This window comes from Pseudomonas sp. H2_D02, from assembly GCF_054677635.1.
Genome location: NZ_CP162816.1, coordinates 3,998,765 through 4,016,767, shown reverse-complemented (window position 1 = coordinate 4,016,767; position 18,003 = coordinate 3,998,765). Strand labels below are relative to the sequence as shown.

Genomic DNA, 18,003 nt, shown 5'->3' with positions numbered 1-18,003 from the left:
GCTGACCATTATGCGACCGGGTTCGACCGCTTGCGTGCGAAAAGAATTCCCGCCGTCTGCGCCGAACCGCTTTCGTGGCGAGGGAGCTTGCTCCCGCTGGGGCCCTGTAGGAGCTGCCGAGCGAAGCGAGGCTGCGATCTTTCCGAGGACACTTGAATCTCAAGCGAAAGATCAAAAGATCAAAAGATCAAAAGATCAAAAGATCGCAGGCTTCGCCAGCTCCTACAGTGTCCTGCGGGAGCAAGCTCCCTCGCCACGGGGATTGGGGTGGCTGGAAAAACGGGTTATCAACGCCGAGTTGATTTCAATCAAGGGCCGAGGGCAGGGGCGAGCCGCAGAATGGTCGCCAAGATCCTGTCTTCAAGCCCTGGCGCTCATGACCCGTCCCTTAGCGATGCTGCACCCATCCCGTTCCTGGTTTCCCGGGCTGTTCCTTCTACTGCTGATACTTGCCTAGCATTGCCCAGGCCAAGGACTACGGTGAAATCGAGCAACAACGCATCCATCACGTCCTGGGCCAGGTCGATTCGACTTCCGAACCCGAAGGCCCTTTCAAGGTTCGCAAGCTCTCCGCCGCCGGCAAGGTCGTAGGCTACGTGTTCCAAAGCCTGGATGTGGTGAACATCCCGGCCTATTCAGGCAAACCGATAAACGTCCAGGTGGTCCTCGATCCCGCCGGTGTGATCCTCGACGCCTACGTGCTGGAACACCACGAACCGATCCTGCTGATCGGCATCGCCGAAGAAAAACTCCACGCCTTCAGCGCACGCTACAGTGGCATCAAGGTCAACCAGCGCGTGGTGGTGGGGCATTCCAGCGACCCGAATGCGGTGACGGTCGATGCGATCGCCGGCGCCACCGTGACGGCCATGGTGGTCAACGAAGTCATCATGCGCGCCGCCCACGACGTCGCCGTGTCCCTGGGCCTGGTCAAGGGCGATGCCGGATTGGCCGTGGCGCCGGCCCGCGTGCGGGACGATTTCTACCAGCCCGCCGATTGGACCACCCTGGTGGGCAACGGCGCGGTGCGGCGCCTGCACCTGACCCGTGGCCAGGTCGACGCCTCGTTCAAAGGCACCGAAGCCGAACACGTCGAAACCGCCAGTGGCGAGCAGGTGAACGACACCTTCATCGACCTCTACGTCACCCACCTCAACCCACCCACCATCGGCCGCAATCTGCTGGGCGAGACGCAGTACCGCACGCTGATGGCCGAGCTCAAGCCAGGCGAGCAGGCGATCGCGGTGATGGGCAGCGGCCGCTATTCGTTCAAGGGCTCGGGCTACGTGCGCGGGGGGATTTTCGACCGGGTGCAATTGCGCCAGTCCGGCGACACCATCAGTTTCCGCGACCTGGATTTCCAACGCCTGGATGACGTCGCTGCCGCCGACATGCCGGACTTCGACGAGATGGCGATCTTCATCATTCGCGCCGCCCACCGTTTCGACCCCGGCGCGCCGTGGAGCCTGGAACTGCTGGTGCGGCGCCAGACCGGGCCGGTCAGCGGTACCTTCAGCAGTTTCGAACTCGGCTACCAACTGCCCGAGCCTTATCTGGAGCGGCCATTGCCGACGGCCGAGCAACTGGCGGCGGCCGAAGAGGCCAGCCGGCCGATGTGGCTGACCCTCTGGTACCAGAAAAGCGTCGAGATCAGCGTGCTCGGCGCGGCGTTGCTGGTGTTGACGGCGATCCTGTTTTTCCAGGACTCCTTGGCCCGGCGTCCAACGCTGCTGCATTGGGTGCGTCGCGGTTACCTGGTGTTCACCGTGGTGTTCCTCGGCGGCGTCGCGCTGGCGCAGTTGTCGGTGGTCAACGTACTGACCTTCGTCCACGCGCTGTTCGAAGGTTTCCGCTGGGAACTGTTCCTCACCGATCCGCTGATCTTCATCCTCTGGGTGTTCACCGCCGCCAGCATCCTGCTCTGGGGACGCGGGGTGTTCTGCGGCTGGCTGTGCCCCTTCGGCGCGTTGCAGGAACTGATCAACGAGCTGGCGCGCAAGCTCAAGGTGCCGCAATACGAGCTGCCGTTCGCCGTTCATGAGCGCCTGTGGGCAATCAAGTACATCATTTTGCTGGTGCTGTTCGGCGTCTCGCTGGAGTCGATGGCCACCGCCGAGCGACTGGCCGAAGTGGAGCCGTTCAAGACCGCCATTACCCTCAAGTTCAATCGCCAGTGGTGGTTCGTCGCCTACGCGGCGGGGCTGCTGCTGATCAACCTGTTCACCCGCAAAGTCTATTGCCGCTACGTCTGCCCACTCGGCGCCGCGCTGGCGATGCCAACCCGGCTGCGCCTGTTCGATTGGCTCAAGCGCCGCAAGGAGTGCGGCAACCCGTGCCAACTGTGCGCCAAGGAATGCGAGATCCAGGCGATCCACCCCGACGGCCGGATCAACGCCAACGAATGCCACTACTGCCTCGACTGCCAGATGACCTGGCACAACGAAAACAAATGCCCGCCCTTGATCAACAAGCGCAAGAAACGTGGCAAGGCAAACCCGGCCGACCCGCAACGAATCCCGGTGGTGCAGGTGGAGCCGACGCCTTGAAAGGCGCGCAAGACCTGGCCTCGACCCTTTCATTCTTCACGGAGCACACACAGCATGAGCGATAAAAAAATCCCGACGCCTGACGCAGTGGAAGAGCCCAGGGGCGTCAGCCGGCGGACATTCCTCGGCACTGGCGCGGTCACTGGCGCCGTGTTGGCGGGCGCCACCGCACTGGGGGCCGGAACATTCACCCGCGAATCCTGGGCGGCAGCGGCCAAGGAGGCCAAGTCGAAGATCCACGTCGGCCCCGGCGAGCTCGACGAATACTACGGTTTCTGGAGCGGCGGCCACCAAGGCGAGGTGAGGGTGCTCGGCGTGCCATCGATGCGCGAGCTGATGCGCATCCCGGTGTTCAACGTCGATTCGGCGACCGGCTGGGGCCTGACCAACGAGAGCAAGCACATTCTCGGCGACAGCGCCAAGTACCAGAACGGCGATTGCCATCACCCGCACATCTCCATGACTGACGGCAAGTACGACGGCAAATACCTGTTCATCAACGACAAGGCCAACTCGCGGGTCGCGCGCATTCGCCTCGACATCATGAAGTGCGACAAGATCCTTACCGTGCCCAACGTGCAAGCGATCCACGGCCTGCGCCTGCAAAAGGTGCCGTACACCAAGTACGTGTTCGCCAACGCCGAGTTCGTCATTCCGCACCCTAACGACGGTCACACCTTCGACCTGCAGGACAAGAACAGCTTCACGATGTTCAACGCCATCGATGCCGAGAAAATGGAGATGGCCTTCCAGGTCATCGTCGACGGCAACCTGGATAACTCGGACGCCGACTACACCGGCAAATACGCCGCCAGCACCTGCTATAACTCGGAGAAGGCCTACGACCTGGGCGGCATGATGCGCAACGAGCGCGACTGGGTCGTGGTGTTCAACATCCCGCGCATCGAGGCGGCGATCAAGGCCGGCAAGTTCATCAACCTGGACGGTTCCAAAGTGCCGGTGGTGGACGGCCGTAAAGTCGATGGCAAGGACAGCGAGTTCACCCGCTACATCCCCGTGCCGAAGAACCCCCACGGTCTCAACACTTCGCCTGACGGCAAATACTTCATCGCCAACGGCAAGCTCTCGCCGACCGTCTCGATGATCGCCATCGACCGCCTGGATGACTTGTTCAACGACCGCTACAAAGACCCGCGCGAAGTCATTGTCGCCGAGCCGGAACTTGGCCTGGGGCCGCTGCACACGACCTTCGACGGACGCGGCAATGCCTATACCACGCTGTTCATCGACAGCCAGGTGGTGAAATGGAACATGGACGAGGCCATCCGCGCCTACAAGGGCGAGAAGGTCAATTACATCAAGCAGAAACTCGACGTGCAGTACCAGCCCGGGCACAACCATGCGTCCCTGACCGAAACCAGTGATGCCGACGGCAAGTGGCTGGTGGTGCTGTGCAAGTTCTCCAAGGACCGCTTCCTGCCCACCGGCCCGCTGCACCCTGAGAACGACCAACTGATCGACATCTCCGGCGACGAAATGAAACTGGTCCACGACGGCCCGGCCTTCGCCGAGCCCCACGACTGCATCCTCGCGCGGCGCGACCAGATCAAGACCCAGAAGATCTGGAACCGCAACGACCCGTTCTTCGCCGAAACCGTGGCCCGGGCGAAGAAGGACGGCATCAACCTGGAGACTGACAACAAGGTCATCCGCGACGGCAACAAGGTGCGGGTCTACATGACCTCCATGGCGCCGGCCTACGGCCTGACGGAGTTCACCGTCAAACAGGGCAACGAGGTGACGGTGACGATCACCAACATCGACCAGATCGAGGACGTGTCCCACGGTTTTGTCATGACCAACCACGGCGCGAGCATGGAGATCAGCCCCCAGCAAACCTCTTCCATCACCTTCATGGCCGACAAGCCAGGCCTGCATTGGTACTACTGCAGCTGGTTCTGCCATGCGCTGCACATGGAAATGGTCGGGCGCATGCTGGTTGAAAAAGCCTGAGTCATTCATCGAGGAGGCAGGTGCAATGACCGGGAACATGTCGCATGCAAACGCTCATCGAACGGTCATTGCGCTGATGTTCTGTCTGTTGTCGGGCGGCGCGTCCAGCGCGCCGCAGTCGATCATGGACTTGCCATTGCAGGCCGAGGGCGACCAGCAATGGCGCCTGCCGGCCGGTGAGTACCGTGGCGCGTTCAGCATTGATCAACCCATGACGCTCACGTGCGCGCCGGACGCGGTTTTCCAGGGGCAGGGCGAGGGCAACGGCCTGGTCATCCGGGCACCGAACGTCCAGGTCCAAGGCTGCACCTTCCTGGACTGGGGCCATGACCTGACGGCCATGAACGCCGCCGTGTTCATCCAGCCTGCAGGGCAAGGCGCGGTGGTGCGGGCGAACCGCATGCAGGGCCAGGGCTTCGGCATCTGGGTCGATGGCACGCGGGACGTCAGCCTCATCGACAACCGCATCCAGGGCGACCCGGGCCTGCGCTCCCAGGACCGTGGCAATGGCATTCACCTGTACGCGGTGCATGGCGCGCGGGTCATCGGCAACCAGATCCGCGACACCCGTGACGGCATCTACATCGACACCTCCAACGGCAACCTGCTGCAGGGCAACACCCTGGAGGATTTGCGCTACGGCGTGCACTACATGTTCGCCAACGACAACCAACTGCTGGGCAACACCACTCGGCGCACCCGCACCGGTTACGCGCTGATGCAAAGCCGTCAACTGACGGTGATCGGCAACCGCTCCGAACAGGACCAGAACTACGGGATCCTGATGAACTACATCACCTATTCGACCTTGCGCGACAACTTCGTCACGGATGTGCGCGACGGGTCCACCGGCGACACCATGATCACCGGCGCCGAAGGCAAGGCGCTGTTTATCTACAACTCGCTGTTCAACCGCATCGAAGGCAATCATTTCGAGCGCAGCGCCGTGGGCATCCACCTCACCGCCGGCTCGGAGGACAACCGCATCGCCGGCAATGCCTTCGTCCATAACCAGCGCCAGGTCAAATACGTCGCCACCCGGTTGCAGGAATGGTCGGCGGACGGGCGCGGCAATTACTGGAGCGACTACCTGGGCTGGGACCGCAACAGCGACGGCGTTGGTGATGTCGCCTATGAACCCAACGATAACGTTGATCGGCTGCTGTGGTTGTATCCGCAGGTGCGCTTGCTGATGAACAGCCCGGGCGTCGAACTGCTGCGCTGGGTGCAGCGGGCCTTCCCGGTGATGAAATCCCCCGGCGTGATGGACAGCCATCCGCTGATGCAAGCGCCCATTCAACCCTTTCCACGCAACGTTGCCCAGGAGGACGCGTCTTGAACGTCGTCGAAATCGAAGGCGTCAGCCAGCGTTATGGCGACGTCGCCGTGCTGCACGGGCTTGACTTGACCCTGGCCCAAGGCGAAGTGCTCGGCCTGTTCGGGCACAACGGCGCGGGCAAGACCACCACCATGAAGCTGATTCTCGGTTTGCTGCAGGCCAGCTCGGGGCAGGTGCGGGTCTTCGGCCGCGGGCCCAGCGACCCGGACGTGCGGCGCATGCTCGGCTACCTGCCGGAGAACGTCATGTTCTATCCGCAGTTGAGCGGGTTGGAAACCTTGCAGCATTTCGCCCGGCTCAAGGGCGCGGCGCCTGAGCAGGTCGAGCGATTGCTTGAGGAGGTGGGGCTGGCGGGCGCAGCGAAACGGCGGGTGCGCACCTATTCCAAAGGCATGCGCCAGCGCCTCGGCCTGGCCCAGGCCTTGCTCGGCCAACCGCGCCTGCTGCTGTTGGATGAACCGACCGTGGGCCTGGACCCCATCGCCACCCAGGACCTTTATCAGTTGCTCGATCGCCTGCGCTGGCAGGGCACCAGCATCATTCTTTGCTCCCATGTCTTGCCGGGTGTGGAGGCACACATCAACCGCGCCGCGATTCTCACCCGGGGGCGGCTGCTGGCCCTGGGCAGCCTGGCGCAATTGCGCGAGGACGCGGAGCTGCCGACGCTGATCCGCGCGTCGGGCCTGTCCCGGGCCGACTGGCTGCGCCAGCACTGGCGCAGCGAAGGGCACGTCACCCAGGGCTGGGGCGCTGAAGGTGTGCAAGTGTCCGCGCCGGACGGCAGCAAGTTGGTGTTGCTGCGCCAGTTGCTGGCCCAGGACGACCCGACGGACGTGGAGATCAAGCCTCCCTCGCTGGAAGATTTGTACCGCCACTACATGACCCGCGCAGCGACCGAGGAGGCCGGCCAATGAACCCGATCTGGAACATGGCCCGCAAGGAACTCAGCGACGGCCTGCGCAACCGGTGGCTGTTGGCGATCAGCTTGTTGTTCGCGGTGCTGGCGATCGGCATCGCCTGGCTCGGTGCGGCGGCGTCCGGCCAATTGGGCTTCACCTCGGTGCCGGCGACGGTGGCCAGCCTCGCCAGCCTGGCGACGTTCCTGATGCCGCTGATTGCCTTGCTGCTGGCCTACGACGCGATTGTCGGCGAGGACGAAAGCGGCACGTTGTTGCTGTTGCTGACGTATCCGCTGGGCCGCGGGCAGCTGTTGTTGGGCAAGTTTGTCGGCCATGGGCTGATCCTGGCCCTGGCGACCCTGATTGGCTTTGGCTGCGCGATGCTGGCCATTGCCGTGCTGGTGAATGACGTGGAGCTGAGCCTGCTGCTCTGGGCCTTCGGTCGCTTCATGCTGTCCAGCACGCTGCTCGGTTGGGTGTTCCTCGGGTTGGCCTATGTGCTGAGTTGCCTGTCGGCGGAAAAATCCACCGCGGCGGGGCTGGCGCTGGGCGTGTGGTTTTTCTTCGTGCTGGTGTTCGACCTGGCGCTGCTGGCGTTGCTGGTGCTGAGCGAGGGCCGGTTCAGTCCGGAGCTGTTGCCTTGGCTGTTGCTGTTGAACCCGACTGATGTGTATCGACTGATCAATGTGTCGGGGTTCGACGCCGCTTCCAGTGGGGCCGGCGTGTTGACGCTGGGCAGCGATTTGCCGGTTTCAGCGCCGCTGCTGTGGCTGTGCCTGGGGTTGTGGTTGGGGGTGCCGTTGTGGCTGGCCTATCGGTTGTTCAATCGCCGATGCCCATGAGTTTCTGGTCTTGATGAGGAAGGATGTGATGAACAGGGTTTATTTCAAGGTGAGCCGTGTCCTGGCCGGGGTTCTGGTGTGCCTGGCGCTGGTGGCTTGCGACAAGGCTCAATCGCCGCCGGCTGCCCAGGCGGGACTGGCTTTTCATCCTGGGGATGAATGCCATGTGTGTGGCATGGTCATCACCGATTTCCCCGGGCCCAAGGGCGCGGCGGTCGGTGCCGAGCGGGACGAAGAAGTTCTGCTCTCCGGCGGAAATGCTTGGCTGGTGGCTGCAACCGGAAAACCACCGCGCCGACGTGAAGCTGTATGTCCACGACATGGGCCGCAGCCATTGGGACGCACCGGACGACGCCCACCTGATCGACGCCCGCACCGCCTACTTCGTGATCGGCTCCGGACTCAAGGGCGCCATGGGCGTGGTCCTGGCCTCCTTCTCCGACCCCGAGGCGGCACAAAAACTCGCCCACGATACCGGCGGCAAAGTCCTGCGTTTGGAGGACATCGACCAGAAGCTGCTGGGGCAGGCCGGGGCGATGTCATCGATGAGTCATTGACCGCTTTGGGGGATCAAATCCTCCCGCCACAAATGCTTCGATTGGCTTGGAACACAAGACCGACACCGATCCCGTGGCGAGGGAGCTTGCTCCCGCTGGGCTGCGCAGCAGCCCTTGGAACAGTTAGCGAGGTGGGTCAGGTTGATTGCGTTGGGCCTTTTTGGGGTCGCTACGCAACCCAGCGGGGATGAATCCCCTCGCCACAGGTATTCCAATCGCTTTGCAGTACACAGGCTGACACCGATCCCGTGGCGAGGGGGCTTGCTCCCGCTGGGCTGCGCAGCAGACCTTGGAACAGTCACCGAGGTGGGTCAGGTTAATTGGGCTTGGCCTTTTTGGGGTCGCTGCGCAACCCAGCGGGAGCAAGCTCCCTCGCCACGGGGATTGGGTGGCTGGAAGAAAGGGTTATCAACGCAGCCCTTGTGGCGAGGGGATTCAGCGAAACGTCGCACCGCCCCGCTGGGCTGCGCAGCAGCCCCCCGCAATGCCAGGTCAGTGCGAGGTCCCCTCGGCAAACTCGATCTTGTTGCCCACGTTGTATTTGCCCGACGGTTTGTTCATCGGCAGGCGTTTGATCTCCTTCAGGGTGTTGCTGTCGTAGACAATCAACGCACCATCGGTATCCCAGATGCTCAGCAGCAGGTAGCGGCCGTCGCGGGTGAATTCGACGTGGGCGGCGGTTTTCCCGGGCATCGGGCGCAGGGTGTGGGCGATTTCCAGGGTCTGCTTGTCGATCAGGTGGATGGCATCGTTGTCGGGGCCGAAAAACACATCGGTCCAGGCATAGCGGGAATTGACATGGCTGCGCAGGAAGAAGCCCGGCCCGAGGGTGGGGATCTGCTTGATGACTTTCCAGGTGTTGAAGTCGATCACCGAAATCAGCCCCTTGCTGATATTGGGCGTGGCGAACACCCAATGCCCATTGCGTTTCCAATAGGTCCCCGAGCCCAGGTGCGGCATGCCCGGCAGCGCGATATCCGTGACGATCCGTCCGGTGTCGAGGTTGATCACTTGCCCGCCCTGGGCCTTGCGCGAGGTGGCGAGTAGCTGCCGATAGTCGGGCGAGAAGGAAAAGTCATCCAGGTAATCCTCGGCCTCGATGCGCCTCGGCACAAAGTCCGGGTTCGGACCGGTGGACAGCTCCCAGACTTCCTTCACGTCCTTCAGCGCGACGATGAAGCTGTCCCGCGGCGGCGCCGTATAGACCGCGCTGACCCGCGATGCCTGGCCGTCCAGCCCGACCGTTGCAACGGTCTTGACCAGCGACAGGTCACGGGCATCCAGCACCACAAGATTGCCCGGCAAGGTATTGCCCACCAGCACCCAGCGACCGTCCTTGCTCACCGCCAGGTTACGGGTATTGAGCCCGGCGCGGACTTCGGCGATGAGCTTGAGGTTGTGCAGGTCGTACAGGCTGATCCAGCCGTCCCGTGACGCGAAGTAGACGAAACGGCCGTCCGGGGAGAATTTCGGGCCGCCGTGCAGGGCGAAATGCGAAGCGAAACGCGCCAGCACCTCGAAGCGATCGCCGTCGACGATATCGACATGGTGATCGCCGGCCTCCACCACCACGAACAGGTTCAGCGGGTCGGCGTTGTGCCGAGGTTTGTCCGGCAGGGTGGCGAGATCCGCCAGCAGGCGATGACTGCGGCGAGTGTCGTCTTCGTTCCAGGTCGGCTCGACGGCGGGTGGGCGCTGGAGATAGTCGGTCAGCCCATCGATCTGCGCGGCATCCAGCACGGTGCCAAACGCTGCCATCTGACTGGCGGGGCGGCCGTTTTCGATGACCTGGCGGATTTCGGCGGGCTTGATCCGGCTCAGGCTTTGCGGCAACAGCGCCGGCCCGGCTGCGCCGATGCGATTGACGCCGTGGCATTGCTGGCAGTGCTGCTGATAGTTGCGCTCGGCCTGGTCCAGGTCCGGCCCTTTGACGTCCGCACCGTGGGCCACGCTGATCCACAGCACTGGAGTGAACCACCAGCCCTTCATGACGCCACCTTCGAGGCGAAGGGTTGAGCCCGTGGCGTCGGATGAATACGCGCCGGATGCTGCACCGACTGCTGGGCAAACAGGCCGACGACCTTGCCGATCACGGTCAATGTGGGCAGCCCGTCGAGGCAGGCCTGGGCCATGTCCGGCAACGCCCCAAGCGTGCCGCGCAGCACCTGTTGGTCAGGGCGCGTGCCGTTGCTGATCAACGCCGCCGGGGTGTCTGCCGAGAGCCCGGCCGCTATCAATCGCTCGGCAATGGTGCGCAGGTTCGACAAGCCCATGTAGAACACCAGCGTCTGGCTGTCATCGGCCAGGCTGCGCCACGGCAAGTCCAGCTCACCGTCGCGCTGCAAATGACCGGTGATGAACCGGCAGGAATTGACCAGGTCGCGATGGGTCAGTGGAATGCCGGCATAGGCCGAGCAGCCGGCCGCGGCAGTGATGCCGGGCACCACCTGGCAGTCGATGCCGCGAGACAACAGGTACTCCAGCTCTTCAGCGCCACGGCCAAAGATGAACGGGTCGCCGCCCTTGAGCCGGACGACTCGCTGGCCCTGGTCCGCCAGATCGGCCAGCAGTTGGTTGATCTGCGGTTGGGGCAGGCTGTGACAACCGGCGGCCTTGCCGACGTAATGGCGGGCGCAAGCCAGTGGGATCAGGCTGAGCAACTGCGGGCTGATCAAGCGGTCGTAGACCACCGCGTCGGCTTGCATCAGCAGGCTCCAGGCTCGCAAGGTCAACAGGCCCGGATCACCGGGACCGGCGCCGACCAGGGCGACTTCCCCAGGCCGGAAGGACGATTGCAGGGCAGCGGGCAAAACGATGGGGGCAGGCATGGGACTTCCTTGGTTCTTCATCAGGTTCGCCGTCGGGCTATCGGGCTATATCGGGCTCAGCGCCACGCTGGGAATCGCGTGCACGCCGATTTCTTCATCGCTCAGGTGGCAACCGGGGTCTTGGCCCCACAGGTCGCCGTCGGCCCAGGCGCGGGTGCGGGTGTTGCCGTTGCAGATCGCCAGCCAGCGGCATTGGCCGCAGCGTCCGCCGACGGCGCGCGGGTGCTCGCGCAGTTTTAGGAGAAGCGGCTCGGGGCGCTCCAGCCAGAGGGTCTTGAACGGTGTCTGGCGGACATTGCCCACCGAGTGCTGCCACCAATACGTGTCGGGATGGACCTCGCCGGTGTTGTCGATGTTGGCGATGCCGGCGCCCGAGGCATTGCCGCCCCAGGCCCGCAGCATTTGCTCCAGCGCGGCGGAGTGTTGAGGCAGGCGCCGGGCGGCCCATTGCAGCAGCAGGATCGCGTCGGCGTCGTTGTTGCCGCTGACAAAGTCACTGTCGCGCCCCTGTTCGACGTCCGCCCAGGCGCGCTCGAAAATCAATTCCATCGCCTCGCGGCTCATCTGCTGGTGGGCGTCGAGCTTGCGGCTGCGCTTGCCGCGACCGCTGTAGTTGAGATGGGACAGGTAGAACTTCTGCACATCGTATTCGTTCATCAGTTCCAGCAGGGTGGGCAACTGCAAATGGTTCTGCTGCGTCAGCGTCGTGCGTAAACCCACCCGAATCCCGCGCGCGCGACAGAGCCGGATCGCCGCCATGGAACTGGCGAAACTGCCCTTGAGTTGCCGGAATTCATCGTGGGTCGCTTCCAGTCCATCGATGCTGATGCCCACGTAATCGAAGTTCGCCGCCGCGATCTGTTCAATGTTAGTGGCGTCGATCAGCGTGCCGTTGGTGGACAGGGCGACGAAGAACCCTTGGGCGCGGGCATAGGCGCTGAGCTGGAACAGGTCCTCGCGCAGCAACGGTTCGCCGCCGGACAGGATCAGCACCCGGACCCCGGCGTCGTGCAGGTCGTCGATCACTTGCAGGGCTTCGACGGTGTTCAACTCATCGCGAAACACGCTGTCGGCGGAGGTTGCGTAGCAATGCTTGCAGGTCAGGTTGCAGCGCCTGAGCAGGTTCCAGATCACCACCGGCGCGCGGCGACTGGCGGGGGGCGCGACGCGTGGAGCGGGGCATTGCCCGGCCAGGGCGCGCAGGTAATGGCTGATCCTCAACATAAAACGCTCCTTCGGTTGGCGTGCAGGCTCAGCGCGCGGCCGGCGTCAGGCGCAGGCCGGTTTTCTTCAGGATCCGGCTGCTCACCAGCATGTCGTCGGCGGCGCAGGCATCTCCCAGCAGATAGCGCAGGTGCTCGCGGTAGCTGTCGATTTCCTCGCGGCTGCGCCCGTGGACCATGGCGAACAGGTTGTAGCGCCAGCCGGGGCGGCGCGGTCGGCGGTAGCAGTGGCTGACGAAGGGCTGCGCGCCCAACAGCGCGCCGAGGCGTGGCATGTCGGCGTCGGCGACATCCCAGACGGTCATGCCGTTGTGGCGGTAGCCGAGGCGATAGTGGTTGGGCACGGCGGCGATGCGGCGGATCGCGCCTTCGGCCTCCAGGCGCTTGAGCAGGTTGAGGGTGGACTCGACGCTCAGGCCCAGTTGTTCGGCGAGCCAACTCCAGGGATCTTCCAGCAACGGCAGGCCGGCCTGGGTCAGTTCGACCAGGCGCAGTGCCAGCGGGGTTTCTTCCGGGCTCAGTGGGTGTTGCCGCAGCGAATCAAACCGGGAAATACAAGCCGACATGGTAGGTCTCCTCCTTGGGCAGGTTCAGCGGCACCAGGTCGGTCAGCTGCTCGATGCGCAGCAGGGTGTCGGTGATCGCCTGTTCGCTGGGGCAGGCGAGCACGAACCACATGTTCCAGGCGTGCTCGCGGCGGTAGTTGTGGGCCACTTCGGGCATATCGGCGAGCAGCTCGGCGATGCTGTCGAAACGCGCTTCAGGCACCGACAGGGCGGCGAGGGTGAACGCGCCGCCGAGGCGATCGATGTCGAACATCGGGCCGAAACGGGTCAGCACGCCTTCATTGAGCAGCTCATGCAGGCGGTCGAGCAGCTCGGCGCTGTTGCTGTCCAGTTCGCGGGCCAGGTGCTTCCAGGGATGGCGCACCAGGGGCAAGCCCAGTTGCAGCCGATTGATCAGGCGGCGGTCGAGGTCATCCATCGATCGAGGCTCCGGCCGGTGCGGCGAAACGTCCGCCGCATTGCTTGAACAGGTGCGTGCTGAACAACAGTTGGTGCGGCAGGTCATCCAGCAGATGTTCCTGGAGCAACGCCTGGACCTGGGCCTCGACGCGGTCGCGCTGGCGCCCGTGGATCATGCAGAACAGGTTGTATTGCCACTGCGGCAGGCGTCGTGGCCGTTGGTAGCAAAGGTTGATGCCCGGGGCTTGGCCAAGGCGTCGCCCGACTTCATCGACCAAGGCGTCGGGCACGTCCAGCACCAGCATGGCGTTGGCGGAGAACCCCAAGGCCCGATGGTTGACCACCAGGCCGACGCGGCGGAACAAGCCTTGTTCGTGCCATAACCGCATCTGATCGAGCACCTGCGCTTCACAGGCCTCGATCTGTTCGGCCAAGGCCTGGAAGGGGCGCGGGGTCAGGGGCAGGCCGGTTTCCAGCAGGCGGCGCAGCGCCAGGGATTGTGCCTCGCTGAGGGTGATGTTCATGGGGCGGTCTCCAGGGCAAAGCCCAGGTCGATGCGGTAGGCGGTGAGCATGGGTAGGTCCAGCGGTGTGAGGCCGGTGTCCTGCTCCAGTTCCTGGAGGATGATGTCCAGGTGGGCGCGGTCGGGGCCGGTCAGTACGAACCAGAGGTTGTAGCGATGCTCCCGTGCGTAGTTGTGATTGACTTCGGGGTACTGGCTGACGCGCGCCGCCACCTGGTGCAGGCGCTCCGGCGGCACGGCGAGGGCGGCGAGGGTGCTGGCGCCAGCCCGGCTGTGCTCGAACACCGGTCCGACGCGCGACAATGTCCCCGCCAGTTGCAGGTGCTGGAGGCAGTCGATGACCTGGGCATCGCTACAGCCCAGGGTTTCGGCCATGGCCTTGAAGGGTTCGGCACACAGCGGCAGGCCGTGTTGGAAGCGGTCGATCAAGCGGCGGGCGAGAGGGCTGGGTGTCATGGTCAATACCCTGGCTTGTGGGCGCGGCTGCTGAAGAAAATGCCGCTGGGGCTCAGCGACGGCAGCGTGCCGATCCGTTCCAGTCGATAGGGGTCCCAGACTTGCACTTCACCGCCATCCCGGACCGACAGCCACAACTGGTCGCCGCGGGCGGTGAACTCCATGTGCAATACCGCCGGCCCGGGGCGCAGGTCGGCGACGATGGCGTGGGTCTGGGTGTCGATGACCTGGACGCGGTCGTTGTCCGGGTAGGCGAAGTTGACCCAGAGCTGGCGTCCGTCCGGCCGCGCGGTGACGAACACCGGTTGCCCGGCGACGGCGATGGCATCGACCTGTTGCCAGGTCGTGGCGTTCATCACCAACACCTGATGGTGACCGACGGCGGGCAAGAAGGCCTGTTGGTCGGCCACGGCCCAGCCTTCCAGGTGCGGCATCTTGTACACCGGCAACCGGGCCTCGCCGCGTCCGTAATGCCCGAGCACGCGCTTGACGCCGTGCTCCGGATGCCAGAGATCAAGTTGCGCCATGCCGTCTTCGCCGAAGAGCCCGGCCATGTAGTAACGCCCGTCCGGGGTGATCAGCGCGTCGTAGGGTTGCTGGCCGATGCCGGTGAAACGCTCGATGCGTGGCGTGGGGCCGTCGCTGAAATCAGCGGTCCAGATCTCGCCGGTGTCGAACAGGCTGAACACGAAACGCTGACCCGGCGCGTCCACCAGGCCCACCACCCGGGAGCGTTTGCCGGCGTCCGGAAGCGGCGTGGCCGGGATGTCGGCGAGCTGTTCCAGGGTCCGGGCATCGAACACCTTCACGCCACCCGGTTCGTAGTTGGACACGGCGATCAGCTTGCCGTCCTGGCTGATCGCCCCACCGATGCTGTTGCCGCCCTGGAGGATGCGGCGGTCGATGCGGGCGGTCAGCAGGTCGACTTTGCTCAGGCCACCGTCGCGACCGAACACGTAGGCGTAGCGCTGGTCCCGGGAGAACACCACCGAGGCATGGGAAAGATCGCCAAGGCCTTCGACGCGGGCGAGCAGGGTGTGGCTGTCGCTTTCGATGATTTGCAGGCTGCCGTTGGCGCGTTCCACCACCACGCCCAGGTCGCCGGTGCCGCGCAGGGTGGGCTGGGCGCAACCGGCGAGCAGGATTGCAGCGGTGGCAATGGACAGAAGGGAACGGATCATCGGGCGGGTTTTCCTTGAATAAGCCGGTCCACCAGCCAGCGAATGTCGTCGGGGCCGAGCAGTGGCGCCCAGCCGGGCATGGCGCTTCCGGGGCGGCCCAGGGTGACGGTGGCGATGAGGCTGTCGCGGGATTTTCCCGCCAGGGCTTCACGGGTCAGCGGCGGGCCGAGGCCGCCGGTCAGGCGCAGGCCGTGGCAGGCGCCACAGTCCTGGTCCAGAAGATGTTGGAGTTGGGCCTGGCGCGGCGGGTCGGGAGCGGCCAGCGCGCAGGCGGGGATAAGCAGGAGGAGGGCGGTGATCGAGGGGGTGAAGCTGTGTCGTTCCATGACGTCCTCCGATATTGAATTTTTGCATGTCCCCTGTGGCGAGGGGATTTATCCCCGCTGGGGTGCGAAGCAGCCCCAGAAAAGCAGAACCTATCTGCCTGACACACCGCGCTGTCAGGTTTCAGGGCTGCTTCGCACCCCAGCGGGGATAAATCCCCTCGCCACAAGTGATTTGCGCCTTGTAAGTTATTTAAGGGTCAGAACCCAAGCCGCCAGCGTCTTGGCCTCTTCTTCCGTCACCGGGTTGGCCGGCATCGGCATCGGTCCCCAGTTGCCTTGGGTGCCTTCCTTGATGTGCTTGGCCAATACGTCCTGGGCTCCGGCAACACCGGCGTTTTTTGCCGCGACGTCCTTGAGCGCCGGGCCTACCACCTTGGTGTCGATGGAGTGGCAGGCCGCACACGGCTTGCTCTTGAACAGTGTCGGGCCATCATCGGCCAGGGCCGGCAGGCTATAGGCGGCGGTCAAGGCCAGTGCGATCAGAATAGGCTTCATGGTTTTTCCTCTTATTGATGGGGCTCAATAGATGTCGTGTTGGGTGTTGTAGACGTTGAATTTCCCGGTCGGGGTGATCAGGCGCTTGTCCTTGATCACGTTCTTGAGCTTGAGGGTCTTGTCGTCGATCACTACCAGCGCCGACTCGTCTTCCTGGCCGCTCCAGACCGAGAACCAGACTTCATCGCCGGCCTTGTTGTATTCCGGTTGCACCACGCGCAACGCGCCTTTCTTGATACCGGCGTATTCAGCGATTGGCAGCACGGTGTAGCCGGCGTCGAGCTTGTCGATGTTGAACACCGCCACCGATTGGCTGAGCTTGGCGTCCGGGCTGAGGGTGGTGTCGACGTACAGGTGACGGGACTGCGGGTGGGTCTTGATGAACAGCGAACCGCCGCCCTGGCCCTGCAGCGAACCCACCTGTTTCCAGGCGTATTGCGGGTGCTTGACCGGGTCGGTGCCGATCAGCGAAACCCCGGCGTCGCCCAAGTGGCTGGTGGCCCAGACCGGTCCGTAGAGCGGATGGTTGAAGTTGGCGCCGCGTCCCGGGTGCGGGGTCTTGCCGACGTCCACGAGGGCGGTGAGCTTGCGTTCCTTGGAGTCGATCACCGCGACTTTGTTGGAGTTGTTGGCGGCCGTCATGAAGTAGCGATGGCTGCTGTCCCAACCGCCGTCGTGCAGGAACGGCGCGGCGTCGATGCTGGTGATGGTGAGGTTCTTGATGTCCTGGTAGTTGACCAGCATCACCTTGCCGGTTTCCTTGACGTTGACGATGAACTCCGGCCATTCGTGGGAGGCGATGATTGCCGCGACGCGGGGTTCGGGGTGGTATTGCTGGGTGTCGACGGTCATGCCCCGGGTCGAGACGATCTGCTTGGGCTCCAGGGTCTCGCCGTCCATGATCGTGAACTGCGGCGGCCAGTACGAACCGGCAATCGTGTATTTGTCTTCGTAGCCCTTGAACTTGGAGGTTTCCACCGAGCGGGCCTCGATGCCCACCTTGATTTCCGCGACCTTGGTCGGCTCTTTCGGCCACAGGTCGATCATGTCGATCTTGGCGTCCCGGCCGATGACCAGTAGATAACGCCCGGAGGCTGAAATGCGCGAGATGTGCACCGCGTAACCGGTGTCGATCAGCTTGACGATCTTCTTGGTGTCGCCGTCGATCAGGGCGATCTTGCCGTCGTCGCGCAGGGTCACCGAGAACAGGTTTTGCAGGTTGAGGTTGTTGAGTTGCTTGGTGGGTCGGTCCTCGGGCTTGACCAGGACTTTCCAGGTCTTGAGGGTTTCGGCCATGCCCCATTCCGGTGGTGTCGGCGGGGTGTGCTGGATGAACTTGGCCATCACCGTGATCTGGTCCTTGGTCAGGGCGTTGGAAGTGCCCCAGTTCGGCATGCCGGCGGCGGAGCCATAGGTGATCAGCGCCTCCAGGTAGGCCTGGCCACGTGCCTGGGTGATGTCGGGCGTCAGGGGCTTGCCGGTGGCGCCCTTGCGCAGCACGCCGTGGCAGCCGGCGCAGCGTTGGAAGTAGATTTCCTTGGCCGCGTCGAAGTCGGCCTGGCTCAGGTCCGGCGCGCCGTCGGTCTTGACCATGCGCGGGCTGTCCTGCGAGGTGGCCTGCGCAGGGGGTTGGTCGGCGAAGACGTAAGGGGAGGCCAGCACTGTACACAGCGCCGTGACCCTCATCGCCCACGATTTTTTGTGGCTGATCAGCATTCCATTTCTCCTCAGGCATGACCCGCGCTGCCCCCGTAAATGTCGTCCGGCGCGCAGATTCTTGGTGCGCTGCAAGGCTATGCCGGGGGAGATGGTTAACCGCTTGACGGCGATCAAGTTTGCCGGCCGCAAG

General features: G+C 63.9%; 15 protein-coding genes and 2 pseudogenes. 6 read left to right on the top strand and 11 right to left on the bottom strand.

Annotated features, from left to right (window positions below; genetic code table 11):
• Nucleotides 1–394: 394 nt before the first annotated feature.
• The 6 genes and pseudogenes from nosR to AB4N42_RS18430 all read left to right on the top strand — a co-directional run bounded on the left by nosR (nt 395) and on the right by AB4N42_RS18430 (nt 8,157).
• Nucleotides 395–2,546, top strand: a pseudogene (gene nosR / locus AB4N42_RS18455) (transcriptional regulator NosR).
• 54 nt (nt 2,547–2,600) lie between these two features.
• Nucleotides 2,601–4,520: a TAT-dependent nitrous-oxide reductase gene (nosZ, locus tag AB4N42_RS18450; RefSeq protein WP_030138792.1), complete on the top strand. Its 1,920-nt coding sequence runs from the start codon at nt 2,601–2,603 to the stop codon at nt 4,518–4,520.
• 25 nt (nt 4,521–4,545) lie between these two features.
• Nucleotides 4,546–5,859, top strand: coding sequence for a nitrous oxide reductase family maturation protein NosD (locus AB4N42_RS18445; RefSeq protein ID WP_217859390.1), 1,314 nt, complete (start codon nt 4,546–4,548; stop codon nt 5,857–5,859).
• Nucleotides 5,856–6,773, top strand: a complete 918-nt coding sequence (locus AB4N42_RS18440) for an ABC transporter ATP-binding protein (protein ID WP_030138794.1) — start codon at nt 5,856–5,858, stop codon at nt 6,771–6,773. Before AB4N42_RS18445 ends, AB4N42_RS18440 begins: the two co-directional genes overlap by 4 nt.
• Entirely contained in the window at nt 6,770–7,600 is an 831-nt protein-coding gene (locus tag AB4N42_RS18435) for an ABC transporter permease (protein ID WP_460115118.1), read from the top strand. Before AB4N42_RS18440 ends, AB4N42_RS18435 begins: the two co-directional genes overlap by 4 nt.
• Before the next feature lie 28 nt (nt 7,601–7,628).
• Nucleotides 7,629–8,157 (top strand): annotated as a pseudogene (locus tag AB4N42_RS18430) (nitrous oxide reductase accessory protein NosL).
• Nucleotides 8,158–8,649: 492 nt separating this feature from the next.
• Here AB4N42_RS18430 and AB4N42_RS18425 read toward each other — a convergent pair.
• From AB4N42_RS18425 to nirS, 11 genes are all read right to left on the bottom strand, one after another.
• Nucleotides 8,650–10,146 (bottom strand): cytochrome D1 domain-containing protein, encoded by a 1,497-nt coding sequence (locus AB4N42_RS18425; RefSeq protein WP_407683671.1) that lies wholly within the window; start codon nt 10,144–10,146, stop codon nt 8,650–8,652.
• The gene (cobA, locus tag AB4N42_RS18420) at nt 10,143–10,985 is read right to left on the bottom strand and encodes a uroporphyrinogen-III C-methyltransferase (RefSeq protein WP_407683670.1); all 843 of its coding nucleotides are present in this window, start codon (nt 10,983–10,985) and stop codon (nt 10,143–10,145) included. The genes AB4N42_RS18425 and cobA overlap by 4 nt, the downstream gene beginning before the upstream one ends.
• Nucleotides 10,986–11,030: 45 nt before the next feature.
• Nucleotides 11,031–12,209, bottom strand: a complete 1,179-nt coding sequence (gene nirJ / locus AB4N42_RS18415; RefSeq protein WP_030138799.1) for a heme d1 biosynthesis radical SAM protein NirJ — start codon at nt 12,207–12,209, stop codon at nt 11,031–11,033.
• Between the two features lie 28 nt (nt 12,210–12,237).
• The gene (ahbB, locus tag AB4N42_RS18410) at nt 12,238–12,774 is read right to left on the bottom strand and encodes a siroheme decarboxylase subunit beta (protein ID WP_460115117.1); all 537 of its coding nucleotides are present in this window, start codon (nt 12,772–12,774) and stop codon (nt 12,238–12,240) included.
• Entirely contained in the window at nt 12,749–13,192 is a 444-nt protein-coding gene (locus tag AB4N42_RS18405; protein WP_334597605.1) for an Lrp/AsnC family transcriptional regulator, read from the bottom strand. The genes ahbB (AB4N42_RS18410) and AB4N42_RS18405 overlap by 26 nt, the downstream gene beginning before the upstream one ends.
• Nucleotides 13,185–13,697 (bottom strand): siroheme decarboxylase subunit beta, encoded by a 513-nt coding sequence (gene ahbB / locus AB4N42_RS18400; RefSeq protein ID WP_407683669.1) that lies wholly within the window; start codon nt 13,695–13,697, stop codon nt 13,185–13,187. Before ahbB (AB4N42_RS18400) ends, AB4N42_RS18405 begins: the two co-directional genes overlap by 8 nt.
• Nucleotides 13,694–14,152 (bottom strand): Lrp/AsnC family transcriptional regulator, encoded by a 459-nt coding sequence (locus tag AB4N42_RS18395; RefSeq protein ID WP_460115116.1) that lies wholly within the window; start codon nt 14,150–14,152, stop codon nt 13,694–13,696. The genes ahbB (AB4N42_RS18400) and AB4N42_RS18395 overlap by 4 nt, the downstream gene beginning before the upstream one ends.
• A gap of 2 nt (nt 14,153–14,154) precedes the next feature.
• Complete coding sequence (locus tag AB4N42_RS18390; RefSeq protein ID WP_460115115.1) at nt 14,155–15,333, bottom strand: cytochrome D1 domain-containing protein; 1,179 nt, start codon at nt 15,331–15,333, stop codon at nt 14,155–14,157.
• Nucleotides 15,330–15,659: a c-type cytochrome gene (locus tag AB4N42_RS18385; RefSeq protein WP_323155307.1), complete on the bottom strand. Its 330-nt coding sequence runs from the start codon at nt 15,657–15,659 to the stop codon at nt 15,330–15,332. Before AB4N42_RS18385 ends, AB4N42_RS18390 begins: the two co-directional genes overlap by 4 nt.
• Nucleotides 15,660–15,845: 186 nt before the next feature.
• Nucleotides 15,846–16,154 (bottom strand): c-type cytochrome, encoded by a 309-nt coding sequence (locus tag AB4N42_RS18380; RefSeq protein ID WP_030137677.1) that lies wholly within the window; start codon nt 16,152–16,154, stop codon nt 15,846–15,848.
• A 24-nt stretch (nt 16,155–16,178) separates the two neighbouring features.
• Entirely contained in the window at nt 16,179–17,870 is a 1,692-nt protein-coding gene (nirS, locus tag AB4N42_RS18375) for a nitrite reductase (protein WP_456154122.1), read from the bottom strand.
• Between the last annotated feature and the right edge of the window lie 133 nt (nt 17,871–18,003).